Source organism: Curtobacterium sp. A7_M15 (assembly GCF_030705415.1).
GTDB lineage: Bacteria > Actinomycetota > Actinomycetes > Actinomycetales > Microbacteriaceae > Curtobacterium.
This window is the reverse complement of the sequence record NZ_JAUZED010000002.1, coordinates 75,780-100,362: the sequence shown is the minus strand read 5'-3', so window position 1 is coordinate 100,362 and position 24,583 is coordinate 75,780. Positions and strand designations below refer to the sequence as shown.

24 protein-coding genes are annotated in these 24,583 nt (G+C 72.1%); 17 read left to right on the top strand and 7 right to left on the bottom strand.

Annotation, left to right across the window (positions count from 1 at the left end; genetic code table 11):
* Window positions 1-54 precede the first annotated feature (54 nt).
* The gene (locus tag Q7F20_RS01025; protein WP_305738256.1) at window positions 55-558 is read right to left on the bottom strand and encodes a flavin reductase family protein; all 504 of its coding nucleotides are present in this window, start codon (window positions 556-558) and stop codon (window positions 55-57) included.
* A complete protein-coding gene (locus Q7F20_RS01020) occupies window positions 555-1,070 on the bottom strand; it encodes an NADPH-dependent FMN reductase (protein ID WP_305738255.1) in 516 nt (171 codons plus the stop codon). The genes Q7F20_RS01025 and Q7F20_RS01020 overlap by 4 nt, the downstream gene beginning before the upstream one ends.
* 639 nt (window positions 1,071-1,709) lie before the next feature.
* On the opposite strand from Q7F20_RS01020, the gene Q7F20_RS01015 reads away from it, so the two are divergent.
* From Q7F20_RS01015 to Q7F20_RS00970, 10 genes are all read left to right on the top strand, one after another.
* On the top strand, window positions 1,710-2,891 hold the full coding sequence (locus Q7F20_RS01015) for a sugar ABC transporter substrate-binding protein (RefSeq protein ID WP_305738254.1): 1,182 nt from the start codon (window positions 1,710-1,712) through the stop codon (window positions 2,889-2,891).
* Window positions 2,888-4,534: a sugar ABC transporter ATP-binding protein gene (locus tag Q7F20_RS01010; RefSeq protein WP_305738253.1), complete on the top strand. Its 1,647-nt coding sequence runs from the start codon at window positions 2,888-2,890 to the stop codon at window positions 4,532-4,534. The genes Q7F20_RS01015 and Q7F20_RS01010 overlap by 4 nt, the downstream gene beginning before the upstream one ends.
* The gene (locus Q7F20_RS01005) at window positions 4,534-5,571 is read left to right on the top strand and encodes an ABC transporter permease (RefSeq protein ID WP_305738252.1); all 1,038 of its coding nucleotides are present in this window, start codon (window positions 4,534-4,536) and stop codon (window positions 5,569-5,571) included. The genes Q7F20_RS01010 and Q7F20_RS01005 overlap by 1 nt, the downstream gene beginning before the upstream one ends.
* A 32-nt stretch (window positions 5,572-5,603) precedes the next feature.
* A complete protein-coding gene (gene rutA, locus Q7F20_RS01000) occupies window positions 5,604-6,704 on the top strand; it encodes a pyrimidine utilization protein A (protein ID WP_305738251.1) in 1,101 nt (366 codons plus the stop codon).
* Window positions 6,701-7,609 carry a carbon-nitrogen hydrolase family protein gene (locus Q7F20_RS00995; RefSeq protein ID WP_305738250.1) on the top strand — a complete coding sequence of 303 codons (909 nt, stop codon included), beginning with the start codon at window positions 6,701-6,703 and terminating at the stop codon, window positions 7,607-7,609. The genes rutA and Q7F20_RS00995 overlap by 4 nt, the downstream gene beginning before the upstream one ends.
* Window positions 7,606-9,249 carry an amidase gene (locus tag Q7F20_RS00990; RefSeq protein ID WP_305738249.1) on the top strand — a complete coding sequence of 548 codons (1,644 nt, stop codon included), beginning with the start codon at window positions 7,606-7,608 and terminating at the stop codon, window positions 9,247-9,249. The genes Q7F20_RS00995 and Q7F20_RS00990 overlap by 4 nt, the downstream gene beginning before the upstream one ends.
* A gap of 43 nt (window positions 9,250-9,292) precedes the next feature.
* The gene (locus tag Q7F20_RS00985) at window positions 9,293-10,750 is read left to right on the top strand and encodes an MFS transporter (RefSeq protein ID WP_305738248.1); all 1,458 of its coding nucleotides are present in this window, start codon (window positions 9,293-9,295) and stop codon (window positions 10,748-10,750) included.
* A 112-nt stretch (window positions 10,751-10,862) separates the two neighbouring features.
* Window positions 10,863-11,486: an isochorismatase family protein gene (locus tag Q7F20_RS00980; protein WP_305738247.1), complete on the top strand. Its 624-nt coding sequence runs from the start codon at window positions 10,863-10,865 to the stop codon at window positions 11,484-11,486.
* On the top strand, window positions 11,483-12,103 hold the full coding sequence (locus Q7F20_RS00975) for a TetR-like C-terminal domain-containing protein (protein ID WP_305738246.1): 621 nt from the start codon (window positions 11,483-11,485) through the stop codon (window positions 12,101-12,103). Before Q7F20_RS00980 ends, Q7F20_RS00975 begins: the two co-directional genes overlap by 4 nt.
* Entirely contained in the window at window positions 12,100-12,933 is an 834-nt protein-coding gene (locus Q7F20_RS00970; protein WP_305738245.1) for a GntR family transcriptional regulator, read from the top strand. Before Q7F20_RS00975 ends, Q7F20_RS00970 begins: the two co-directional genes overlap by 4 nt.
* Window positions 12,934-12,965: 32 nt before the next feature.
* On the opposite strand, the gene Q7F20_RS00965 is transcribed toward Q7F20_RS00970, so the two are convergent.
* Both Q7F20_RS00965 and Q7F20_RS00960 read right to left on the bottom strand, forming a co-directional pair.
* Entirely contained in the window at window positions 12,966-14,042 is a 1,077-nt protein-coding gene (locus Q7F20_RS00965; protein ID WP_305738244.1) for a YeiH family protein, read from the bottom strand.
* Window positions 14,043-14,062: 20 nt separating this feature from the next.
* The gene (locus tag Q7F20_RS00960) at window positions 14,063-14,641 is read right to left on the bottom strand and encodes an LppP/LprE family lipoprotein (RefSeq protein WP_305738243.1); all 579 of its coding nucleotides are present in this window, start codon (window positions 14,639-14,641) and stop codon (window positions 14,063-14,065) included.
* Window positions 14,642-14,785: 144 nt separating this feature from the next.
* Here Q7F20_RS00960 and Q7F20_RS00955 point away from each other — a divergent pair, with 144 nt between their 5' ends.
* Window positions 14,786-15,136, top strand: a complete 351-nt coding sequence (locus Q7F20_RS00955; protein ID WP_305738242.1) for a hypothetical protein — start codon at window positions 14,786-14,788, stop codon at window positions 15,134-15,136.
* 69 nt (window positions 15,137-15,205) lie between these two features.
* On the opposite strand, the gene Q7F20_RS00950 is transcribed toward Q7F20_RS00955, so the two are convergent.
* A complete protein-coding gene (locus Q7F20_RS00950) occupies window positions 15,206-16,921 on the bottom strand; it encodes an APC family permease (protein WP_305738241.1) in 1,716 nt (571 codons plus the stop codon).
* A 147-nt stretch (window positions 16,922-17,068) separates the two neighbouring features.
* Here Q7F20_RS00950 and Q7F20_RS00945 point away from each other — a divergent pair, with 147 nt between their 5' ends.
* Window positions 17,069-18,415, top strand: coding sequence for an NAD(P)/FAD-dependent oxidoreductase (locus Q7F20_RS00945; protein WP_305738240.1), 1,347 nt, complete (start codon window positions 17,069-17,071; stop codon window positions 18,413-18,415).
* Between the two features lie 170 nt (window positions 18,416-18,585).
* Here the strand turns inward: Q7F20_RS00945 and Q7F20_RS00940 are convergent, their stop codons facing one another.
* Complete coding sequence (locus Q7F20_RS00940; RefSeq protein ID WP_305738239.1) at window positions 18,586-19,452, bottom strand: LysR family transcriptional regulator; 867 nt, start codon at window positions 19,450-19,452, stop codon at window positions 18,586-18,588.
* A gap of 94 nt (window positions 19,453-19,546) precedes the next feature.
* Here Q7F20_RS00940 and Q7F20_RS00935 point away from each other — a divergent pair, with 94 nt between their 5' ends.
* Window positions 19,547-20,272: an SDR family NAD(P)-dependent oxidoreductase gene (locus Q7F20_RS00935; protein WP_305738238.1), complete on the top strand. Its 726-nt coding sequence runs from the start codon at window positions 19,547-19,549 to the stop codon at window positions 20,270-20,272.
* Window positions 20,273-20,352: 80 nt separating this feature from the next.
* Here the strand turns inward: Q7F20_RS00935 and Q7F20_RS00930 are convergent, their stop codons facing one another.
* Window positions 20,353-20,520 (bottom strand): hypothetical protein, encoded by a 168-nt coding sequence (locus Q7F20_RS00930; RefSeq protein WP_305738237.1) that lies wholly within the window; start codon window positions 20,518-20,520, stop codon window positions 20,353-20,355.
* Window positions 20,521-20,726: 206 nt separating this feature from the next.
* Here Q7F20_RS00930 and Q7F20_RS00925 point away from each other — a divergent pair, with 206 nt between their 5' ends.
* The 4 genes from Q7F20_RS00925 to Q7F20_RS00910 all read left to right on the top strand — a co-directional run bounded on the left by Q7F20_RS00925 (window position 20,727) and on the right by Q7F20_RS00910 (window position 24,553).
* Window positions 20,727-21,383 (top strand): CoA pyrophosphatase, encoded by a 657-nt coding sequence (locus Q7F20_RS00925; RefSeq protein ID WP_305738260.1) that lies wholly within the window; start codon window positions 20,727-20,729, stop codon window positions 21,381-21,383.
* 26 nt (window positions 21,384-21,409) lie between these two features.
* Window positions 21,410-22,984 (top strand): phospholipase D family protein, encoded by a 1,575-nt coding sequence (locus tag Q7F20_RS00920; protein ID WP_305738236.1) that lies wholly within the window; start codon window positions 21,410-21,412, stop codon window positions 22,982-22,984.
* Between the two features lie 80 nt (window positions 22,985-23,064).
* Window positions 23,065-23,499, top strand: a complete 435-nt coding sequence (locus Q7F20_RS00915) for a hypothetical protein (protein ID WP_305738235.1) — start codon at window positions 23,065-23,067, stop codon at window positions 23,497-23,499.
* A 46-nt stretch (window positions 23,500-23,545) separates the two neighbouring features.
* On the top strand, window positions 23,546-24,553 hold the full coding sequence (locus Q7F20_RS00910) for an acetyltransferase (protein WP_305738234.1): 1,008 nt from the start codon (window positions 23,546-23,548) through the stop codon (window positions 24,551-24,553).
* The last annotated feature ends 30 nt before the right edge of the window (window positions 24,554-24,583 follow it).

Sequence of the window (24,583 nt, the reverse complement as noted above, 5' to 3'; positions counted from 1 at the left end):
CGGGTGAGCAGATCTGCTCACCCGCACCGCGCCTCCCGTCCGGCGTCAGCGCGCTCAGGCGCTCAGCGTCGCGAAGGCGGACCGGTGCCAGACCAGCGGGCTGTGCGCGAAGTCCGACATGAGGCCGAGGACCCGCAGCACGACGATGTCGTGGTCGCCGGCCGGGTAGGTGTGCTCGACGGCGCACTCGAGCCAGATCGGAGCACCCTCGAGGAACACCGACCCTGACTCGGAGACGGTCGTGTCGACGCCGACGAACCGCACCGACTTGTCCTTCGACGCGAGCTGCCGGGTGACCTGCGCGTGCCCCTCGCCGAGGATCGAGACGCCGATCGTGTCCGCCGCGCGCAGCACCGGCCACGTCGAGGACGTGTGCTGGACTGCGAACATCACGAGTGGCGGGTCCTGCGACACCCCCACGGTGAACGACGAGGCGACGAGCACGGTGGGCTCGTCGTCGACGACGGCGGCGAGCGCCGCGACGCCGCAGGGGAAGCCGGAGAACGCCTGGCGGAGGGCGGTGAGGTCGGGGGCCTCGGTCGAGTAGGGGCTGATCATGAGCGGGTTCCTTCCTGGAGGCTCGCGGCCGCGCCGAGGACGACGTCGCGCCACCGGGCGAGCCAGACGTCGGTCGATGCGGGCTCGGAGTACTGCTTGTCGTTGAGGTACAGGGCCGGAGCCGGGACGGTCGCGCCGAGCTCGACGAGCACGGGCTTGAGGAAGACCTCGGGTGCGAGGGCGTGCGCGGGGCCGGCACCGAGCATGAGCGGGACGGCGACGACCCCGGCGAGTCCGTCACCGGTGCCGAACTGGTCGAGGAAGAGCTTGAGGACGCCGGTGTAGGTCGCCTTGAACGTGGGCGACGCGACGACGACGAGGTCCGACGTGGCGACGGTCCGCACCGCGTCGGACACGGCGTCGTCGCCCCACCCGAGCAGGCCCGGGCCGAGCTCGACCACGTCGACGACGTGGTCGGGCGCTCGACCGGTGAGGCGGTCGAGCACGACCGTCGCCGCGTCGAGCGTCCGCGATGCCGGCTTGGGGTTGCCGGCGACGACGGTGGTGATCATCGGACTGCTCCTGCGGTCGGGGACGGTGTGCGAGTGCAGTCCATCCGTCGTTCGTTTCGCCTCCGTGGCGCGGCCGTATCGGATGGGTTACGCCAGGGCACCCGGGCCGCACCCCGCGGAATGTCCTGGTCAGCGGGCGCCGCGCTGGACCGGCCCGGCGCATTCCGCCAGCGCCGTCCGCCCGGTGGGCAGTCGACTTGTGAGAGACGCGTTACCGGAAGTCGGCGCGATTGCTTCCGGGGTGTTTCGCCCGGGCGACGCCGCCGCACGGACGCGCGGATCCCCGCCGTCGCGGGCTGGGGCGGCGCGATCGACGACCCCGGAACGGTGCGCCGCGGCGGCTCCCCGACGCCGCGGTGACGGTGGCCTAACACCGGCGAAACAAACGCCTAACAGGACCGTTACCCCCCGGCGCCCGCTGGCGGTCGGCTGCCCGTTACATTCGCATCAGCCCCACCGGAGCGGCCCCGTCATCCCCGACGCATCGCCCCCGGCGGAGCGCTCTCCCACCCCGACGTGACGAAACGCCCTTCGTCGTCACACCCACCCCGCGCCGCGGGGTGTTCGGCGTACCCGCAGCACCGGCAGTACCCGCACCTGTCACCCGTCCCCGCACCACGTCCTGGAGGTCCTCGACCGATGTCGTCCCCCGCACCCACCCGAACACGGCTCGCTCGTCCCGCGATCCTCGCCGCCGCCCTGTCCGGCGTGCTCTTCCTGTCCGCCTGCTCCGCCACCTCGTCGGCCTCGAGCGGCTCGGCCGACGACTCCGCCGGGGTCGAGCACGCCACGAGCCAGATCACGGCCGCGAGCGTCGACCCGGAGTTCACCTTCGAGGGCAAGCCGTTCGACATGTCGAAGATCGCCGGCAAGACGATCTTCAACATCCCGAACTCCTCGGCCGTGCCGTTCATCGTCTCGGTCGACGAAGCCGGGAAGGCGCTGGCGGAGTCGTACGGCGCGAAGTGGATCGAGTACACGAACCAGGGCACGCCGACCGAGCAGTCCGCCGGCATCGACCAGGCGATCAGCCGCGGAGCGGACATCATCGTCCTCGCGCAGGGCGTCAACGGTGAGCTCATCGTCCCGGCCCTCAAGCGCGCGAAGGCCGCCGGGATCCCGGTGCTCATCAGCCACACGTACCAGACGGGTGAGGCGCTCCCCGACCAGCTGCAGGACCTCGTCGCCGCCCAGGTGACCGCGCCCTTCCACGAGGCGGCGAAGCTCAACGCCGACTGGGCGATCAAGGAGACGAAGGGTGCGGGCGACGTGCTCATCATCACCTCGTCGGAGGTCCCGCCGTCCGACGGCATCGTCAAGGCCATGCAGGAGGAGTTCGACGAGTACTGCTCGGGCTGCAAGGTGAAGGTGACGAACGTGCCGGTCGCCGACTGGGCGACGAAGATCTCGTCGACGGTGCAGTCCGCGATCCAGTCGGACCCGAACCTCGACTACGTCCTGCCCGTGTACGACTCGATGGCCCTCTTCGTCGAGGCCGGGGTGACGGCGGCCGGCAAGACCGGCCAGGTGTTCACGTCCTCGTACAACGGGACGCCTGCGGTGATGAAGATCCTGCAGGAGGGCAACGTCATGACGATGGACATCGGCGAGAACATGGAATGGCTCGCCTACGCCACGCTCGACCAGGCCGGCCGCATCCTGACCGACAGCCCGATCATCGAGGACGGCGACGAGAAGACCCCGCTGAAGGTCTTCACGAAGGACAACGTCGACGAAGCGGGGACCCCGCCGGCGCCGAGCAAGGGCTACGGCGACGCGTACAAGTCCGGGTACGAGGAGATCTGGGGTCGGGCGAAGTGAGCGCCACCCGGGAGGCACGGCGCAGCCCCGCAGCGTCCGCTGCGGTCGCCGAGGTCGGTGCGACCACCGCACCCGTCCTGCGGATCACCGGCCTCACCAAGCGGTTCGGCGGGCTCACCGCACTCGACGACGTCGAACTCGAGGTCCGTCCGGGCCAGGTGCACGCGCTGCTCGGCGAGAACGGCTCCGGCAAGTCGACCCTCATCAAGATCCTGTCGGGCACCTACGCGCCGGACGCAGGGGCGACGATCGAGGTCCGCGGCTCCCGGCTCCCGCTGCCGGTGCCTCCCGGGTACTTCCGCCGCGTCGGCATCAGCTTCGTCCACCAGGACCTGGCCCTCGTGCCCTCGCTCGGCGTGACCGAGAACCTCCGGCTCGCCACGGTCGTCGCCGGCCGCGGACCGTTCGTCCGCTGGGGCGCCGAGCACCGGGCCGCCGCGGAGCTCTTCGCCCGCTACGGCGTGGAGATCGACCCGCGCGCCCGGATCGAGGAGTTGACGGACACGCAGAAGGCACTCGTCGCGATCCTGCGGGCGGTCGCCGAGCTGGGTGACGACCGGGCGCTCATCGTGCTCGACGAACCGACCGTGTTCCTGCCGAAGGAGGACGCGGATCTGCTCTTCCGCGTCGTCAAGGACCTGGTGTCCGACGGCCGCACGTCGGCCCTCCTCGTGTCCCACGACATGTCCGAGGTCCTCGAGCACGCCGACCGCGTCACGGTCCTCCGGGCCGGTCGGGTCCAGGCGCACCGCGACACCGCGACCACGACCGCCGACGAGCTCGTCTCGCTCATCGTCGGCCGAGGGCTGGAGGACGCGGCCGCACGCAGTGGCCGTCCCGCCACCACGGGCGATGCGGTCGTGGCCGTGCGGGACCTCCGGACCGGTGTCGTCGACGGGCTCTCGTTCGACGTCGCGGACAGCGAGGTCGTCGGCATCACCGGGCTCGCCGGCTCGGGCGTCGAGGACGTGCTGCCCGGCCTGTACGGCGCACGGGCGGCGACCGGGACCCTCACGGTCCGTGATGCCACGGTCGACCTCCGTGCCGCCAGCCCGGCGACCTCGATCGCCCGCGGGGTCGTGTACGTCCCCGCCGACCGCAAGCGTGAGGGCGGTGCCCTGACCCTGTCCGTCGAACAGAACGTGACGCTGCCCGTGCTCGGGAAGCTCCGCGGACTGCTCGGCCTGTCGCCGGCGCGGGAGCGGTCGCACGTCGAGGCCCTCGTCCGCGACTGGGACGTCCGGCCCGCCGACCCGTCCGCACTGTTCGGCACGCTGTCCGGCGGCAACCAGCAGAAGGCCGTCCTCGCGAAGTGGATGCAGGACGACCCGCGGCTCGTGCTGCTCCAGGAACCGACGCAGGGCATCGACGTCGGCGCCCGCGCCGCGATCTTCTCGATGCTCCGCCGGACCGCCGACCAGGGCGTCTCGATCCTCTGCGCCTCGACCGACTACGACCAGCTCGCGCAGATGTGCGACCGGGTCGTGGTCCTCGCCCACGGCCGCGTGCACGACGTGCTCACCGGGGACCGGATCGACCGCGACGTCATCGCGGCGGCCGTCGTCGCGAGCCTGGTCGATCCCGCTCCCTCCTCCCCCGTCGACTCCTCCGCCGATCCCTCCCCCGTCAAGGAGACCGCCTGATGTCCACCACCGCCGAACCCGTCCTCGACACCTCGATCGTCCGCCCCACCCGCCCGCGCTTCTCGTGGGGGCACACCGAGCGCTACGCCCTGCTCGGCGCCTGGCTCGTCATCGTGATCGCGTTCAGCATCGCGCTGCCGGACACCTACCCGACGCTGGGGAACCTGCAGAACATCCTCGGGTCCCAGTCGGTGCTGCTCATCCTGGCGCTGGGCTTCCTGTTCCCGCTGACCGCGGGCGAGTTCGACCTGTCCGGCGCCTCGACGATGTCGCTCTCCGCCATGACGATCGCCGTCCTCAACGCGAAGATGGACGTCCCGCTGCTGCCCGCGATCCTGGTCGGCGTGGCGATCGGGGTGGTCGTCGGACTGGTCAACGGCCTGCTCACGGTCGCGTTCCGGATCGACTCGTTCATCGTGACGCTCGGCACCTCGACGTTCATGATCGGGATCATCCAGTGGATGAGCGCGTCCTCGTCCGTGACCGGCGTCGACCCGGCACTCGTGCAGGCGACCGTCGGGTGGCGCGGGCTCGCCGGGCTGCCCCTGGCCTTCGTCTACGGCCTGATCGCCACAGTGGTCGTCCTCGTCGTCCTGAGCGCGACGCCGGTCGGCCGACGGCTGCTGTTCGTCGGCACCGGGCGGACCGTCGCCGAGCTCTCGGGCCTCAACGTCCGCCGGCTCCGCGTCGGCGCGTTCGTCGGCGCCGGCCTCACCGCGGCGGTCGCCGGCGTGGTCTACGCCGGCACCCTCGGCGGTGCGGATCCCTCCAGCGGGCAGTCCTTCCTGCTCCCCGCGTTCGCGGCCTGCTACCTCGGGGCCACCGCGATCATCCCCGGGCGCTTCAACGCCATCGGCACCTTCATCGCCGTCTACTTCCTCTTCTCCGGCGTCGTCGGGCTGCAGATGCTCGGCGCCGACAACTTCGTCCAGCAGCTGTTCTACGGCGGCGCGCTCATCGTCGCCGTCGCGGTCTCCCAGACGATCCGGCGGCACTCCGTCGCGAGCGCCGCCAAGGCCGCCGCGAAGCAGTCCTGACCCATCGACCACACACAGAAAGCGAGTCCCCCATGGACATCGGAGTCTTCATCCCGATCGGCAGCAACGGCTGGCTCATCTCCACCACCTCTCCGCAGTACAAGCCCTCGTTCGACCTCAACCTCGAGATCGTGCAGAAGGCCGAGTCGTACGGCTTCGACTTCGCCCTGTCGATGATCAAGCTGCGCGGGTTCGGCGGCCCGAGCGGGTTCTGGGACGAGAACCTCGAATCCTTCACCCTGATGGCCGGACTCGCTGCCCGGACGGAGCGCATCCGACTGTTCGCCACCACCGCCGTCCTCACGATCCCGCCGGCGATCGCCGCGCGCATGGCCGCGACGATCGACTCGATCTCGCACGGGCGTTTCGGGCTGAACCTCGTCGCCGGGTGGCAGAAGGCGGAGTACGACCAGATGGGGCTCTGGCCGGGCGACGAGGTGCACTTCAAGCGCCGGTACGCCTACCAGACCGAGTACATGCAGGTCATGAAGGAGCTGTGGGAGGACGGCGTCAGCAACTTCCACGGCGAGTACTTCCAGATGGACGACTGCCGGATGCTGCCGAAGCCGACCTCGCACATCCCGATCGTCTCGGCCGGGCAGTCCTCGCAGGGCATGGCGTTCGCCGCCCGGTACTCCGACTACAACTTCTCGATGGGCGTCGGTGTGAACACCCCGACCGCGTACGCCGAGCAGAACAAGGCACTCCTCGAGGCCCGCGAGGAGACCGGACGCGACGTCGGCTCCTACGTGCTCTTCATGGTGATCGCCGACGAGACCGACGAGGCCGCGCAGGAGAAGTGGCAGCGGTACAGCGACGGCGTGGACGTCGAGGCCATCGCCTGGATGACCGGGCAGGCGCTCACCGACGCGAACGGCGAGGACGGCAACACCGCGAAGCGGATCTCGCTGCCGGAGGGTGCCGTGAACATGAACATGGGCACGCTCGTCGGCTCCTACGAGCACGTCGCCGCGATGCTCGACGAGGCCGCCGACGTCGCGGGCACCAAGGGCATCATGCTCGTGTTCGACGACTTCCTGCAGGGCATGGACGACTTCGGCACCCGCATCCAGCCGCTCATGCGCACCCGCGAGGGCGTCCAGTCCGTCGCCCCGAGCGCGGTGACGGCGTGACGGCCGCGACGGAGCGCCCGGTCCTCGAGGTCGCCGTCGTCCAGGCCGGACAGATCCCAGCCAACGGCGATGCCGCGCTCGACGGTCTCATCGCGCTGTTCGAGCAGGCCGCCGAGGGCGCCGACCTCGTGGTCTTCCCCGAGCTCACCACGACGCCGTACTTCTGCGGCGTCCGCAACGACAGCCGCAAGGCCTGGGCGCAGTCCGTGCCCGGACCCGCGACCGCCCGGTTCGCCGAGGCCGCGCGGCGCTTCGGGACCGCGGTCGTCTTCGGCCTCTACGAGGACGCGGGCGACGCCCAGTACAACAGCGCCGTCCTGATCGACGCCGACGGCACCCTCATCCACGGCACCGACGTGCACGGCGACCGCGTGCCGGCGTACCGGAAGACGTCGATCCCGACGAACGACATCTCCGACGTCGACGAGAAGCACTACTTCGCGCCGGGGTCGGGGCCGGTCGTGTTCGACGCCCTCGGCACCCGGTTCGGCATGCTCATCTGCTACGACCGGAGCTTCCCCGAGTACTGGCTCGCATCACGGGCGGCCGGCGCCGAGGTGATGCTCGTGCTCGTCTCGTCGATGGGGTTCCGCGAGACCCTCTTCACGCAGGAGCTGCAGGTGCGTGCGCTCGAGACGCAGACCTGGGTCGTCGCCCCGAACCGCGGGGGCGAGGAGACCGTGGACGGCAAGACCGTGAGCTACTTCGGTCGCTCGTCGATCGTGTCGCCCCGCGGCGACCTCGTGGTCTCCGCCCCGGCGCACGAGGCCGGCCCGGTCATCCGTGCGACCCTCGACGTCGCCGAGGTGGCCGCGGCACGCGAGGACTTCCCGCTCGGACGGGACCGACAGGCAGGGGTGTTCCGCTACCTCGCGGACGCCCACGCCGCGGCGGTGCCGGCGTGACGGACGTGTTCGCCGTCGTGCGCGGGACGATCGCGCCCCAGCTGGAGCAGGCGCTGCACGACAGCCGCGCGAACCCGCTCCCGGCGGCGCCGTCGTCGCTCGCGGCCGAGCCCGGGCACAGCCAGGCGCTGTTCACCCGGCTCCTCGCGACGGCGATCGATGCGGCGCCGACACCGACGGCACCGGTCGCTTCCGGTCGGGCGTCCACGGCGTCCACCGCGTCCGACCCCGCCGGTGCGAGCGTGACCGAGTTGCTCGCTGCCTACCGCGACGGCACCACCACGCCCACCGCGGTCGTCGCAGCCCTCGCCCCGTCCTGGTCGACGGACGACGTGTGGTCCGACGCGGTCCTCCGCCTCGTCGACGGTGCCGAGCAGGCAGCCGCCGAGTCGACCCGGCGCTGGGCGGCTGGCGAGGCTCGTCCGCTCGAGGGCGTGCCGTTCGCGGTGAAGGACATCATCGACGTCGCCGGGACCGTCGTCACGAGCGGCTCGCTGCAGACCGGCGACCGCGTGGCCCCCGCCGACGCCACCGTGGTCGCGCGACTCCGTGCCGCCGGGGCGATCCCGGTGTTCATGGCGGCGACGACCGAGTTCGCCTGCGGCGGCCCGCACAACGCCCGGTACGGTGCCGTCCGGAACCCGTGGGACGCAGAGCGGTGGACCGGCGGGTCGTCGACCGGCTCCGGCTCTGCGCTCGCCGCACGCATCGTCCCGCTCGCGCTCGGGACGGACACCGGCGGGTCGATCCGGGTGCCCTCGGCGCTCTGCGGGACGACCGGCATCAAGCCGACGTACGGCCTCGTCCCGCGCACCGGCGTCGCGAGCCTGTCCTGGACGCTCGACCACGTCGGCCCCATGGCCCGCACGGCCGAGGACCTCGCGCTCGTGCTCGCCCTGATCGCCGGTGGCGACGGGCAGGACCCCACGACGCACACGGCGGTCCCGCTCGTCGAGGCGGCGCCGGCACGGATCGCGGGCCTGCGCATCGGCGTGCCCCGGGTCTGGTTCACCGAGCGGGTGGACCGCGCGGTGCTCGACGCGCACGCGGCCGCGGTCGAGCGGTTCGCGGCGCTCGGTGCGGAGATCGTGCCGGTCGAGTTCGACGACCTCGAGGCGATCGACGCCGAGTGCTGGACCGTCTTCTACGGTGAGCTCGCGGCCAACCAGGAGGCCAACGCGGCCACCGCCGACCTGTTCGACGCCGGTACCCGCGCGCGGTTCGACGTTGCGTTCACGCCGACGGCCGCGGACTACCTCCGGTCCCTCCGACGTCGTCCGCTCGTGCAGGCCGCGATGGTGGCGCGCATGGACGAGGCCGAGGTCGACGTCGTGCTCACGCCGGGGATCGGTGCCACGGCGCCCCGCCTCGACGACCTCACCATGACGGTCGACGGTGTGCCGTACAACCTGCACGACGTGGTCCCCCGGAACACCCGGGTCTTCGACTACGTGGGGTTCCCGGCGCTCATGATGCCCGCCGGGACCGCGCCGGACGGGCTGCCGATCGGTGTGCAGCTCGTCGCGCGACCGTGGGACGACCGACTCGTCCTGTCCGCGGCCGCCGCGTTCCAAACGGTCACCGACCACCACCACCGGGTGCCGCCGGCATCCGTCACGAGAGGGTCGACCGATCACTGACCGCACCACGGACGAGGGCGGCGCCCGCCGACGCGCGTGGCAGGTGCTCTGCGCGTCGAGCCTGAGCGTCGTCCTCGTCTTCATCTCCTCGAGCGCCCTGCTCGTCGCGCTCCCCGACGTCAGCCGCGACCTCGACGCCTCCGCCCTGCAGTCCAGCTGGGTGCTGCTCAGCTACATGCTCACCACGACGACGCTCATCCTCGTCTTCGGCCGGATCGCGGACCTCGTCGGCCGTCGCCGCCTGTACATCGCCGGGATCCTCGTCTTCCTCCTCGCCTCGCTCGCGTGCGGGGCGGCACCGGACGCCGCCGTCCTGCTCGCCGCCCGACTCGTGCAGGGTGTCGGTGCCGCCGCCATCGTCACGAACACCACCGCGCTCCTCACCGACGTGTTCCCGGAGTCGATCCTGTCGCTCGGCCTCGGGCTGAACGCCACCGTCGCCGCCGTCGGACAGGTCATCGGTCCGGTCGTCGGCGGCCTCGTCGCGGAGTCGTTCGGCTGGCGGTGGATCTTCCTCGCCGGGGTCCCGATCTCGCTCGCGGGCCTCGTCTGGTCCGTGCGACTCATCCCCCGCACCGCCCGGCCACGATCCGGTGAACGACTCGACGTCCCCGGCTCGGTGCTGTCCGTGGCCGCCGTCGGGCTGCTGGTCGGCGCCGTGTCCGTCGGCGGCTCCGCGGGCTGGTCCGCCGCCCCGGTCGTCGCCATGGCCTCCGGCGCCGTGCTGCTCGGTGCGGTGTTCGTGTGGACCCAGCGCCGGGTCGCACACCCGCTCGTCGATCCGGCGATCTTCCGTGACCGGGCGACCATCACGCTCTTCTCGGCCGCCGGGCTCTGCGCGCTGTCCAGCTACGCGCTCGTCCTGCTGGCGTCCCTGTCGTTCCAGGCCGTCTCGGGCAAGGACGCCGTCGAGGCCGCGCTCTGGGTGCTCCCCACCCCGATCGGCACGACCGTGGCCGCAGCGAGCGCCGGCGTCCTCGCCCGCCGGGTACCCGCCCGCACGCTGTCCACCATCGGCATGCTGCTCATCGCGGTCGGGGCCGCAGTCCTCGCGGGGTCGCTCGCCGACGACGGCGCCTACGCCGTGACGGCCGTCGGACTCGGTGCGGTGGGCGTCGGCACCGGGGTGTTCATGACCCCGAGCACCTCGGCCCTGATGACCCGCGTCCCGGAGCACCGCCGCGGCATCGCGAACGCCATCCGCTCGGCGCTCCAGAACGCCGGATTCCTCTTCTCGACCGCGCTCGGTCTGGCGATCGCCACGAGCGGGTTGTCCGTCGCGCAGCAGGCCGCGGCGTACGACGGCAGTCTGCTCGGCCTGCCGGCGACCGACGTCCAGTCCTTCGTCGACGGCGTGCGCGCGGCCGCGCTCACGTTCGCCGGCTGCGCCGTCGTCGGTGCGCTCATCGTCGCGTTCGGCCCGTTCGGGCCCCCGGACCGGCAGGCACCGCTCCGACCGGACACGTCCGGCCCGGTGCCCGAGCCGGGGACGACCGCATGACCGCCACGACGAGGACCGACCACATGCACGGACCGACCGCCGCCCGACGTGCCGGGATCGCGCCGCGCCTCCATGCCCCCACCGAACAGCCCCACGACGGAAGCAGGACCGCATGACCGACGACCACGACGACTACGTCTCGGCCGGGTACACCGGTGCGCTCGAACCGGGCCGACGGGCGGCGCTCGTCGTCGTCGACCCGGTGAACGCCTACGTCGACCCGGCCTGCGGGCTGTACGCCGGCGTCGAGGAACCCGTCGAGCGGATGCGCGAGCTCACGACCGCGGCCCGGGAGGCCGGGGTGCACGTCGCCGTCACGACCATGGCGCTGTCACCCGACGGCTCCAACGCCGGGGTGTTCTTCCGGAAGGTGCCCGCCCTCGCGGCGTACCTGCCCGGGGCGTCCACGGGGAGCTTCATCGAGGGACTCGCACCGGTCGAAGGCGACACCCTCGTGCCGAAGCAGTACCCGAGCGCGTTCTTCGGGACCTCGCTGGGCGCCGACCTCGTTGCACGGGGCGTGGACACGCTCTTCATCGCCGGGCTCTCGACGAGCGGCTGCATCCGCGCCACCGCGACGGACGCCATGCAGCACGGTTTCGTGCCGATCGTCGTGCGCGAGGCCGTGGGCGACCGGCTGCCGAGCGTGCACGAGGCGAACCTGTTCGACATCCAGGCGAAGATCGGCGAGGTCTGGGGCATCGACCGTGTCCTCGAGCACTGGAGCGCCTCGTGAGCACCGAGACCCCGGTGCGCGGACGCCCCCGGAACGCCGCGGTCGACGAGGCCGTGTACACCGCGTGCGTCGCGATCCTCGCCGAGGGCGACCCACGCGCGTTCACGATCCGGGCGGTCGCCGACGCCGCCGGAGTCGGAGCCGCGACGATCTACCGGCGCTGGCCCAGCCGCGACGTGCTCCTCACCGAGACCGTCATCCGCCTGATGGAGGAGTCGATCCCGACGGTCCTCGACGCCCCGATCGACGAGGGCGTCCTCGGGCTCACCCGCGGCTGGGTCCACGCCCTCGTCGCGACCCCGGTCGGTCGGGCGCTGCCGCTCATCGTGGAGCTCGCCTCGCACGAGCCCCGGGTCGCCGAAGCCGTCGCCGCGTGGCACCTCGACCGACGGGTCCGGGTGAACGCGATGCTCCAGCGGGCGATGGACGCCGGCGACCTGCGTCCCGACGTCGACCTCGGGATCGCCGTCGACCTGCTCGGCGGCCCGACCTTCTACCGCCGGGTGTTCGTGTCCATCGACATCCAGGCACCCGACTACCCGGTGCGCCTCGCCCGTGAGTTCCTGCGGTGGGCCGGGTGGACCGGTGACACCACGTCCGTGGGGGTGGTCTCGTGACCGACGTCGCACCACACGACCTGGGCGACGAGAGCGTGGGACGTCGTCCGGTCCCGCCCTGGACCGACATGACCGTCGGTGACGTCGCGCCCGGACACTGGATCGGCTTCAACCGCCGCTCGGACGCCGCCCGCCAGGTCTCCGACCTCATCCGCGCGGACATCGTCGCAGGACGGTTCACCGGGCCGCTGCCCTACGAGTGGGAACTCCTCGACCTGTACGGCACGACGCGGAACGTGCTGCGCGCGGCACTGACGCTCCTCAAGGAACAGCGTCTGCTCACCCGTGCCCCGCGGTCGGGCACGTTCGGCGTGCGCCCGGTCGCCTCGGTCAGCCTCGCGCGGACCACCGAGGAGGTGACGATCTACGGCGAGAACACCGGCGGCAGTGTGTTCGACTCCCCGCGGCTGAGCATCGTGCACCTGTGTGTCCAGCTCGTGCCGGCGCCCGAGACCGTCCGGCGGAACCTCGAGATGAACGGCAGCCACGCCTACTTCGTGGAGAGCCTCATCTCGTTCGACGGTGAGCCGAGCCGGGTACGGACGAGCTGGGTGCCGCAGGAGCGGTTCCCGGACCTCGTGTCGGAGCCGCTCACCGAGTACGTGCCGGACGTGCTCGTCCGGCGGGTGGGACAGCGCCCGGTCGCACGTCGGTTGCTGCTCAGCACCGTGAACGCCGACCAGTGGAGCGCCGACCTGCTCGACATCGATCCGGGGCAGGCGATCTTCCACATCGAGCGACTGATGTGCCTGGCCGACGGGACCCCGGTCGAGTACGGGTTCTCGCGGTACCGGGGCGACCGGGCGGTGATCGACTCCCGCATCGTGTGAGTCCGGCGGCGCAGTCGGTGGATTGGCCTCGTTCAGAGGAGTCCGAACACCGCCTGCGCGCCGAGGCTCGTCCCCGCGACGAGCACCCACAGTGCGATCCCGAGCAGCATCGGCCGGAACCCCGCACGCCGGAGCGCGCCGAAGTCAGTCGAGACGCCGATCGCGGCGAGCGCCACCGTGATGAGGAACGTCGCCGCGGTGGAGAACCCCGGGGCGGCTGCGGCCGGCAGCACACCCACGGTGCGGAGCAGCACGACCACGAGGAACCCGATCAGGAACCACGGGACCAACCGGAACACGCCCACGCCCCCGGCGCGACCGGACCGCTCGTCGGGGGTGGGCTGCTCGCGGGAGGTGCGCCGTGCCTCCAGTCCGGCCAGCCCCACGACGATCGGGATGATCATGAGCGTCCGGACCAGCTTCACGACCACCGCCGTGTCGGTCGCCTGACGCCCGTACACCGTCGCGGTGGCCACGACCGATGACGTGTCGTTCACCGCGGTCCCCGCGAAGACGCCGAACGCGTGCTGCGAGAGTCCGAGCGCGTGGCCGACCAGGGGGAAGACGAAGACGGCGGCGATGTTGCACAGGAAGATCGTCGACATCGCGTACGCGACGTCGGCGCTCACCGCACCGATCACGGGGGTGACTGCCGCGATGGCCGAGGCGCCGCAGATGCCGGTGCCGACTCCGATGAGCGTGCGCAGTGCGCTCGAGACGCGCAGGAGCCGCCCGATCCCCCACGCGGCGGCGAGGCACACGACGAGGGTCGTCAGCATCACGGGCAGGGTCTCCGCACCGATCCGGAGGACGGACCCGATCGAGAGCTGGGCACCGAGCAGGACGACGGCGAACTGCAGGACGCGGCTCGAGGCGAACTTCACGCCGGGCTGGAGGGCGCCGAGATCGCCGCCGGTGCCAGTGCCGACTCGGCCGTCGTGCCGTCGTCGCCGGACGAGCCATCCGACCAGGGCACCGAGCACGACCGCGGGGACGGGGCCGCCGACGACCGGGACCGCGTGGCCGACGGCGGTGGCGGCGAGCCCGATCACGAGGGCGATCGCGACACCGGGCCAGGCGGAGCGGAGGAACGGCACGACGTCCAGCATGGCAGGCCCTGGGGTCCGTCTCATCCCTCCGGCGGTGTCTGCCCCGTCATGACCACGCGCCCCGCTGCGTCGTCCCACCGGAAGGTCGCGTTCGTCCGCCCGCTCGCGTCCGCCGTGGTCTCGTCCGGCTTCGCGTAGTGATAGGTGACGGCGATCGTCGACGGGTCGGTCCGGCTGATGTCCGGGACGAAGCCGTACTGCTCCTTGGTGGCGGTGCCGAGGTACCGGCCGTCGTGGAAGAGCAGGATCGCCACGGGCGAGCTCCCGGTCGCGAGTTCGACGCTGACCGTGACCCACGACAACGGGGCGCACGCCTCGTACCCGGAGGTGTCGGCGTTCGCGGCGTCCCACTTCGCGTCCTCGAGCCCGGCCGGCAGCGGGAGGTCGGCGATCGGCTGAGCGGCCGCCTCGGCACCGCTCGACGGGCCGCACGTCGGGGTCGGGGTCGACGACGGCGACGGGCTCTCGGCCACGGCGGTGGGCGTCGCGGTCACCGTGCGGGTCGCGGTGGCGGTGGGGACGGCGCTCGTCCCACCGCTGCAGCCGGTCAGGACGACGGCGAGGACGGCGGCGAACAGGATCCCGCCTGTTCTGGTCACGGTACGCATCAGCACAGGTTCCTCCTCGCGTCGTGCAGGATTCTCGGCGTATTCTTCGGTTCGGAAGCAACGACGATTCCGGCCATGCCTCGTCGTGTCGCTTTCCCCGACGACGACGGGCACGAACACCGACCAAGAGCCCTCGTGTCAGAACACCTCATCGAGTACGTCGCCCGTGACCGAACGGGCATCACCGCCGTCGTGACGACGACCAGCGTCATCGACGTCGACACCGTGATCAAGAACATCCACGCCGGTCACGCCGGGTACTACGTCGCGGCCGATTCCTGGAAGCGCACCCCGGTGCGGAGCATGTCGTTCCTCGGGGGCGCGTACCTGTTCGCGAACTGGGACGGCTCGAAGCGGAACATGCTGCACGATCTCGCGTTCCGCGCTCCGACCCGGTCGATCGAGACGGCAACGGTGGCGCGGCGCCCGCGGTTCTCGCGGGTGCTCGACGTGCTCCTCGGGCGGCGGCCGGCACACCGGCGCTGACCCACCGGCCGATGGACTGGAGGGACGGTGCGGGCCCGCCCCGCGCCTCCCGTCCGCGGCGGCGCGAGTTCACTCATCGTCGCGACGACGCGAACGCGTCCGCCGGAACCGCTTGCCCGTCTCCTCGTCGACAGCGACGCTGCCCGTCGGCAGGTTCGAGAAGTCAGGTGCGATGACGGTCGGCTGCGGGACGCCACCAGAACCGTCGAGGACGAGGATGTTGCTCGTGCTCGTGAGTGTCCGTCCTCGGAAGAAGTCCGGTGACCGTACCCACCAGACGACCATCAGCACGACACCGATGAGGATCGCGCCGACGCCCACCACGGCGACCGCTCCGATGCCGAGGATCGTGACGTCCTCGCCGTCGTCGCCCTGCAGCCAGTCGGGTCGGGCGAACTGCACCAGTCCGTAGACGAACGTCACCGCGAGCGTCAGGCCGCCGAGCAGCGGGACGAGCCCCCGCATGAGGAAGTTCCGCACGGTGCTGAAGAGCGTCCGCCGGTAGACCCAGACGCACGCGAAACCGGTCAGCCCGTAGTAGAAGGCGATCATCAGACCGACGGAACCGATCAGCGCGGTGAGGAGGTTCGTCGAGATCACGGTGAACAGCACGTAGAAGCCGATCGACGCGGCGCCCATCCCGATCGTCGACCAGGTCGGCGTGAGGAAGCGCCGGTGGATCCGGGCGAAGTGCGACGGCAGGGCCTTGTAGACCGCCATCGAGAGCGAGGTCCGGGCGGTGGGCATGATCGTGGTCTGCGTCGAGGCGGACGCCGAGGTAAGGATCGAGAACGACAGCAGCGCCATCGCCGCGTGCCCGAGGAACGAGTTGCCGAACAGCGCCGGTCCGATGGCCGAGAACACGTCGTCCGCGTTGCCCTGCGCACCGAGGCCGATGCCCTTCGTCCCGACGCCGGCGAACGAGATCGCCGCGATCGACACGAGGGCGTAGATGACGAGGAGCAGGACGGTGCTGATGACGGCAGCCCGCCCCGGGGTCTTCTCGGGGTCCGTCGTCTCCTCGTTGAGCGAGACGGCGGTGTCCCAACCCCAGTAGATGAAGATCGCCGTGAGCATGGCGGGCGCGATGACCGACCCGAAGTCCATGCCGCTCGGCCACAGCCACGACAGTGACGGTCTGATCGAGCCCTCGACGCCGTTGCCGGTGGCGACCCGCCCGAGTGCGACCGCCGCGAACATCACGAGCACGAGCACCTCGATGCCGAGCAGGACGTACTGCAGCCGAGCCGACACCTCGACGCCGACGTAGCAGATGACGGTCATCACGGCGATCCATGCCACCCCGGCGACGGTCGACCAGAGCGTGCTGTCGCCGAGGGCGCTGATCGCCGGATCGTTCGTGAGGACGCCGACGAAGGAGTACCCGTACGAGCCGGCGATCTGGGCGAGGTTCGCCATCACGATGACGTCCGCGGCGATGATCCCCCACCCGCCGAGCCATCCGGTGACGGCACCGAACGCCCGGGTCGCCCAGGTGAAGGTCGTCCCGCAGTCGGGGTCCTCACGGTTCAGCTCCTGGTAGGCCACCGCGATCATCCACATCGGGATGAACGCGAGCAGCATGATCGCTGGGGCCTTCACCCCGGCGAGGAGCGCTCCCCCGCTGGCCACGACCAACCCGAGGCTCGCGGCCAGGCTGTAGGCGGGCGCGGTGGAGGAGATGCCCATGACGACGCTGCCGACCAGGCCGATGGCCCCCGGTCGCAGTCCTTTCTCCGTGCCGACGGTCGCGGTCGACACCGTCACGACCCGTTCGTCTCGCATGACCACCACGCTCTCTCGATGGCGTGCGACGGAAACCGTCGCCGTCGCTCCACAACTCTGTGGATACGAGCACTGAAACTAGACCTCGGCAACGATTTCCGCACCTGGCTGTGTCAATCTTGATGCAGTCCCGAGAGGAGCACCAGCATGGAGGACGCCGACGTCATCGTGGTCGGTGCAGGCGTGGCGGGACTCGCCGCCGCACGGGTGCTCGCCGGGGCCGGGCAGCGTGTCGTCGTGCTCGAGGCTCGTGACCGGATCGGTGGCCGGGTCCACACCGACCGGACCGACGGACACGTGACGGACCTCGGCGCCTCGTGGATCCACGGCGTCGAGGACAACGCCGTCGCCGACGCGGTCGCAGCGTTCGGCATCCGCACCGTCGAGTTCACCGTCGGCGGCTACCAGGTCGACAGCCGCCCGATCGCCTACCACGGGCCGGACGGTCGTCGGCTCGTTCCGGGTGCGGCCGCCCGGTTCGCCGAGGACGTGCGCACGGTCGACCGCACCCTGACCGACGAGATCGAGCGATCGGCGCCGCTCGACAGCTACCGCGACGTGGTCGCACGGGCCGTCGCCGCGCAGGGCTGGGACGCCGAACGGGCGGAGCGGGTCGTCGAGCACCTGGAGCACCGGAGCGAGGAGCAGTACGGGGTCGCCAGCGACGAGCTCGCGGCGCACGGGCTCGACGACGACACGATCGCGGGCGACGAGGTGGTGTTCCCCGACGGTTACGACGCGCTGCCGACACACCTCGCCACGGGACTCGACCTCCGGCTCGGACACGTCGTGGAGCGCATCGACCACGGGGGCGGCGGCGTGGTCGTCACGAGCAGCGGCGGTCCGCTCCGCGCCGAGGCCGTCGTGGTCACGGTGCCCGTCGGGGTGCTGCAGGCCAGCGACCTCGTGATCGAGCCCCCGTTGCCCGCCCGGCACCGGCAGGCACTCGGTCGGCTGCGGATGAACGCGTTCGAGAAGGTCGTCCTGCGCTTCCCGGAGCGGTTCTGGGACGACGACGTCTACGCGATCCGGCAGCTCGGCCCGGCGGGTCGGTGGTGGCACTCGTGGTACGACCTGACGCGGCTCGACGGGGTGCCGACGCTGCTCACCTTCGCTGCCGGTCCGGCGGCGCGCGCGATCCGGGGCTGGTCCGCGGAGCGGGTCGCGGACTCCGTGCTCGAGCAACTCCGATGGCTGTACGGCGACCGGGTCGGCGCGCCGACCTCCGTGCTCGTGACGGCGTGGCAGGACGACCCGTTCGCTCGGGGCTCGTACGCGCACATGCTGCCGGGGTCGGTCACGAGCGACCACGACGACCTCGCGGTGCCGATCGGGGGCCGGCTGCACCTCGCCGGAGAGGCGACGTGGACCGACGACCCGGCGACGGTGGCCGGCGCGCTGTACTCGGGGCACCGGGCGGCGGTCGCGGTGCTCGGCCACGACGTCCCGGTGGCGGCCGTGTGGTCGGGTGCGGCTGGCGCGTCGGCGCGGTAAGGGTGGGTGGCCCGGTCCCCGAGATGGGTCGGCCCCCGAACGACATCCCCGCTGTCGTACGACGTCGATCGCGTCGTTCCGAGTCCGCCACACCCGCATCTCGCCGAGTCCGCCGCACCCGCATCGCGCCCGTCCGCCGCACCCGCGCGCGACGCCGGCCCGCGCCCGGCTCAGGCGCTGACCGCCCCCGCTCCCGCACCGATCCGGAGCCCGGTCTCGACGAGCCGTGCGATCGCCGGTGTCTCCCGTCCGACCGGCCACCCGAGCACCGTCGTCGCGAGCGGCGCGTCGAGCACCGGTACTGCGACGTGCTCGGGCCACTGCCAGGCGCGGCTCGACCGGGGGATGACGAGCAGCGTCCGGCCGAGCGCGACGAGCTGCGCCAGTTGGGACTGCGAGTGCACCTCCGGCCCGGGGCCCGGCGGGTAGGTCCAGTCGGCGAGCGGCCACCGGGCCATCGGCAGGTCGGGGACCGACGAGACCTCGGCCATCGTCAGGGACCGCCGGTCGGCGAGCGGGTGCGACGCGGGCACGATCGCGACCTGCGGCTCGGAGTACAGGTCGACCGACTCGATCCCGTCGAAGTCGTCGAACGGCCGGTGCATGACCGCCACGTCCGCCGTGCCGTCGAGCAGGAGTCCCGCCTGCTCGCCGATCTCGCAGAGCACCACGTCGACGGGCACGTCCTCGGGAGCCGCGTCGAGCAGGGCCTGCAGGAACTCGTGCGACGACCCGGCCTTCGTCGCCAGGACGAGCCGCCGCTCCGGAGCCCCTGCGCGTCGGGTCCGGCGGACGGCGGCGCGCACGGCGTCGAGGGCCACGGGCGCCTCGCGCAGGAGCGCCGACCCGGCGTCGGTCAGGGTCACGCCGCGACGGTCACGGTCGAAGAGTCGGACACCGATGCGTTCCTCGAGCTGACGGATCGCGCGCGACAACGGCGGCTGTGCCATCCCGAGCCGGAGCGCCGCACGACCGAAGTGCAGTTCCTCGGCCACGGCGACGAAGTACCGGAGCTCGCGCGTCTCGACGTCGTCCACGACGGCAGCCTACGCCGACCGATACCCGACGAGTATCACCACGCACCCGATCGGTGTTGGACGTCGTCGCCACCCCGGACGGACGATCGAGCACATGGAACACGACAAGACGACCGCGCTGGTGACCGGCGCGAACAAGGGCATCGGGTACGCGATCGCGGAGCAGCTGGGTGCGACGGGGATGCGGGTGCTCGTCGGCGCGCGGAGCGATGCAGGACGCGACGAGGCGGTCGAGCGACTGCGCGCGAGCGGCGTCGACGCGCACGGAGTCCGGCTCGACGTCACGGACGACGCGAGCGTGGCGGACGCCGCCGCAGCGGTCGAGGAGCGCTTCGGCCGACTCGACGTCCTCGTGAACAACGCCGGGATCTCGGGGCCGTTCGACCCGGAGACGTGGACACAGGACCCGACGACACTCGACCTCGACGTCGTCCGCCAGGTCGTCGACGTGAACGTCTACGGCGTCGTCCGCGTGACGAACGCGATGCTGCCGCTGTTGCGCCGCTCCCCCGCACCGCGCATCGTGAACGCGTCCAGCAGCATGGGGTCCCTCGGCCGCCAGCCTGGACCGGTGATGGCCGCGTACTCCCCGTCGAAGACCTTCCTCAACGGGATCACGACGCAGTACGCGCGGGCGTTCGTGGACACGCCGATCATCGTCAACGCGGCGTGCCCGGGACTCGTGGCCACGGACTTCAACGGCTTCGCGGGCGACCGCACGGCAGCGCAGGGCGCGGCGACCGCGGTGCGGCTCGCGACCCTGCCGGACGACGGCCCGCGGGGTGGCTTCTTCGAGGACGCCGGCGTCGTCCCCTGGTGACCCCGGACCGGGACAGGAGGCCCTGCTCACGTCCGCAACGTGCGGAACGTGATCAGGGCCTCCCGTCGACTGCCGGACGGCTACTCCGCGCCGTCGTCCTCCTCCGGGTTGAAGTGCGAGTCGTCCCCGGCGTGCCCCGCGGCGAGACCGTCCGGCTCGTTGGGGATCGTGCCGTCCTCGCCGAGGCCGTCCGGCTTCGGGGTGCCCTCGGGGTCGTTCTTCGGTGCGGTGCCGTCGGTGTCGCTCATGGTCTGCTCCCGTGCAGTGTCGGTGCGGGACCGCCGTGGTCCCGGTGGTGCTGACTCGGAACGTACGTGTCGCCCCTCGGAGATCCCCCGGGAGCGCACCTTCCGGATGGTCTCCCGCGCGGGGCACCTAGGCTGACGACGTGAACCCGGCGCGTCAGCAGCTCTCCGCGCTCGTGGGTCCCGGTGCCGCCCCGCTCGTCACGGGCATGCCGACGGCCGGCGACTCCCGCAGCGCCGCCGTCCTCATCCTGTTCGGCGAACTCGACGACGTCCCCAGCAACCGCGACGTCTCCAGCGAGCACCACGTCCCGAGCGACCAGCACACCACCGGCTCCGCCGTCTCGCGGGACCTCGACGTCCTGCTCCTCGCCCGGGCCGCCACACTCCGTGCTCACCCCGGCGAGGTCGCGTTCCCCGGTGGCCGGGTCGACCCCGAGGACACCGACGCGACCGCCGCTGCCCTCCGCGAGGCGCGCGAGGAGACCGGCCTCGACACCGCCGGCGTGGACGTCCTCGGCACGATCGCCCCGGTGCCGCTCGCGTTCTCGCGGCACCTCGTGACGCCGGTGCTCGGGTGGTGGCGCGAGTCCTCGCCCGTCCGGGTCGTGGACGAGGCCGAGTCCGCCGCGGTGTTCCGCGTCCCGGTGGCCGACCTGCTCGATCCCGCCCACCGCGGGGTGACGGTGATCCGCCGCGGCGGGCAGGAGTGGCGCGGCCCCGCGTTCACGATCGGCACCGGCACCGAGCACCACGTCGTCTGGGGTTTCACCGCGATGCTCCTCGACGCACTGTTCGACCGCCTCGGCTGGGTCGAGCCGTGGGACCGCCACCACGAGATCGACCTGCCCGGTTCGCACCGCTGAACGGCACCGTCCCGTACTGTTCGACTGTGCGTACCGGTCCGGCTGATTGGTTCCTGTCCCGCGACGAGCGCGGCAACCTCGACACCGGCGTGCACGCCGGCGCGGACGCCGCGCCGTGGTCCGAGGGCAACCACGTCCGTCCGCTCGTGCACGGCGCCGCCTACTTCGAGCGCATCCACGCCGAGCTCACCGCCCTCGAGCCGGGCGACCGTGTCTGGTTCACCGACTGGCGCGGCGACGCCGACGAGCGGCTGCTGCCGGACGGCCCGACGATCGGGGACCTGCTGGCCGACCGAGCGCGGGCGGGCGTCGAGGTGCGCGGGCTCATCTGGCGGTCGCACGGGGAGCGCGTCTCGGCGTCGATCAGCGCCCGGTCGAACGAGCTGCTCGGACGGAAGATCAACGACGCCGGCGGCCAGGTCCTGCTCGACCAGCGCGTCCGGGTGTTCGGCTCGCACCACCAGAAGTTCTTCGTCATCCAGCACCGCGACGACCCCTCCCGGGACGTCGCGTTCGTCGGCGGGATCGACCTGTGCCACAGCCGTCGTGACGACGCCGGGCACGAGGGCGACCCCCAGCCCGTCTCCATCGACGCCCGCTACGGCGAGCGCCCGGCCTGGCACGACGCCTCGATGGAACTCCGCGGGCCGGTCGTCGCGGACGTGCTCGCCGTGTTCGCCGAACGGTGGGACGACCCGCTCCCCCTCGACCGCAGCCTGCCGTACCGGATGCTGCTGCAACGCCTGGTGCACATGCCGCGGCACCCCGAGCCCCTGCCCGAGCGCACACCCCCGCCGCCGGCTGCCGGCGACCACGCCGTGCAGCTCCTGCGGACCTACGGGGTGAAACGTCCGCCGTTCCCGTTCGCGCCCCTCGGCGAACGCAGCATCGCGCGCGCCTACGGCAAGGCCTTCGCCCGGGCGCGGTCGCTGCTCTACATCGAGGACCAGTACCTCTGGTCCCGCGAGGTCGCGACCGGCATCGCCGAGGCTCTCGAGCGCAACCGGGACCTCCGTGTGATCGTGCTCGTCCCGCGGTACCCGAACTCCGACGGTCCCCTCGGCGGTCCCCCGGCCCGCCTCGGTCAGATCGAGGCGCTCCGGACGCTCCGCCGGACCGCGCCGGACCGGGTCGGCGCGTTCGACCTCGAACACGAGGACGGCCGCCCGATCTACATCCACGCCAAGGTCTGCATCGTCGACGACGAGTGGTTGACGATCGGCTCGGACAACTTCAACCGCCGGTCGTGGACGTCCGACAGCGAGCTCACGTGCGCCGTCGTGGACTCCTCGGACGACGACGGCTCCCTGGCCCGGGACCTCCGCCACGAGCTGTGGGCGGAGCACCTCGCGACGTCGCCGGACGACGAACGCCTCACCGGGTCCGGTGCCGACCTGCTCGCCCTCTGGCGGTCGACGGCCCGCGCGCTCGACCACTGGCACGAGGACGGTCGGCCCGGCCCGCGGCCCCCGGGACGCATCCGCCGGCACGAACCCGAGCCGGTCTCGGCGCTGCAGCGCCTCTGGGCGCGTCCCGCCGCGCGCATCGCCGTGGATCCCGACGGCCGTCCGCGCCGGTTGCGCGGCTCGACCCGGTTCTGACGGGAGGCGCGGTGCGGGCCCGACCCGCGCCTCCCGTCCGCCGTCCACCCACGTCCACCGCCGCCACCTACGCTGGGCGCATGGGGGCACGCGAGGACTGGTGGGACGATCCCGGCGACGACCTGGTGCTGCACCCGCCGCGAGCCGAACCCGCACCGCCGCCCCGCCACCCAGGCTCGGTCGACCTCGTCGCCACCGTCTTGCTCCTCGGTGCGGCCGTCCTGGTGAGCCCGGCGGCCTGGTTCGCCGTGCTCATCGGCCAACTCGCGTTCGCCGCGTGCGCGCAGCCGCCCGGGTGCACCACCGCGAACAACGACGCCGGCACCACCATCAGCAGTTGGCACCTCGTCCTCACACTCGTCGTCCTCGTGGCCGGCGTCGCCGGATCCGTCGGGCGCCGTGCACGGCGGCGTACCGGCTGGCCCGTCGCACTGGCGACGCTGGTCGGCGTGCTCGTGGTCTTCGCCGCGGCCGTCGTCGCGATCCAGGTCGCAAGCGGCGGGAACCTGTTCTAGCGAACCCGGTTCGACGCCGACAGCACCGGCCGGTAGCGTGCACGCCGTGCTCGAGTTCCCGATGACGACCGACCGCTTCACCCTCGCTCCGCTCGGCGCGGTGGACGGCCCGTCGTTCACCGCCTACCGTCGCGACCCCGACACCGCACGGTTCCAGTCGTGGACGCCGGCCTGGTCCGAGGCGGACACCGACACACTCCTCGCATCGCAGCCGAGCGCGGTGCGTGCGCAGTCCGGCGAGTGGCTCCAGATCGCCGTGCGCGACCGGACGACGTCCGCACTCGTCGGCGACCTCGCCGTCCACGCCGTCGCGGACCAGCCTGACACGTACGAGGTCGGGGTGACCCTCGCGCCGCCGTCGCGGGGCGTCGGCGCCGGAGCGGAAGCGATGGGTCGGCTCGTCGAGGGGCTGTTCCGTCAGCAGGGCGCGCACCGGGTGTTCGCCGTCACCGACGGGCGCAACGCCGCGGCCGGGCGGCTCTTCGCGCGCCTCGGGTTCCGGCACGAGGGACGCGCCGTCGAGGCGGACTGGTTCAAGGGCGAGTGGACCACGCTCGACACCTGGGCGGTGCTGCGCAGCGAGTTCGACGACCGGCACGGGCCCGCGTTCGCCCTCCGAGCGGGCGACCCGACGGAGTACCCGGCGCTCGTCGCGATCTGGCGGCGTGCCGTCGACGCCACGCACGACTTCCTCTCCGACGAGGACCGCGACGCGATCGAGGCGCAGCTGGCGACCGCGTACCTCCCGGCGGTGACGCTCGTCGTGGCCGAGTCCGACGGCGAGCCGATCGGGTTCGCCGGGGTGCTCGACGGCGTCCTCGAGATGCTGTTCGTCGACCCTGACCGACACGGGAGGGGTGTCGGGTCCGCCCTGGTGGCTCGTGCGGTCCGGGAGCACGGGGTCACCCGTGTCGACGTCAACGAACAGAACCCGGACGCCGCCGCCTTCTACGTCCGCCGGGGCTTCCGGACGGTCGGGCGGAGTCCCACCGACGAGGCCGGGCGTCCGTACCCGGTGCTGCACCTGGAGCTCGGGGAGCCGGACGCCGACTGAGCGCACGGGCGTCCCCGGTGCGGCGATCGC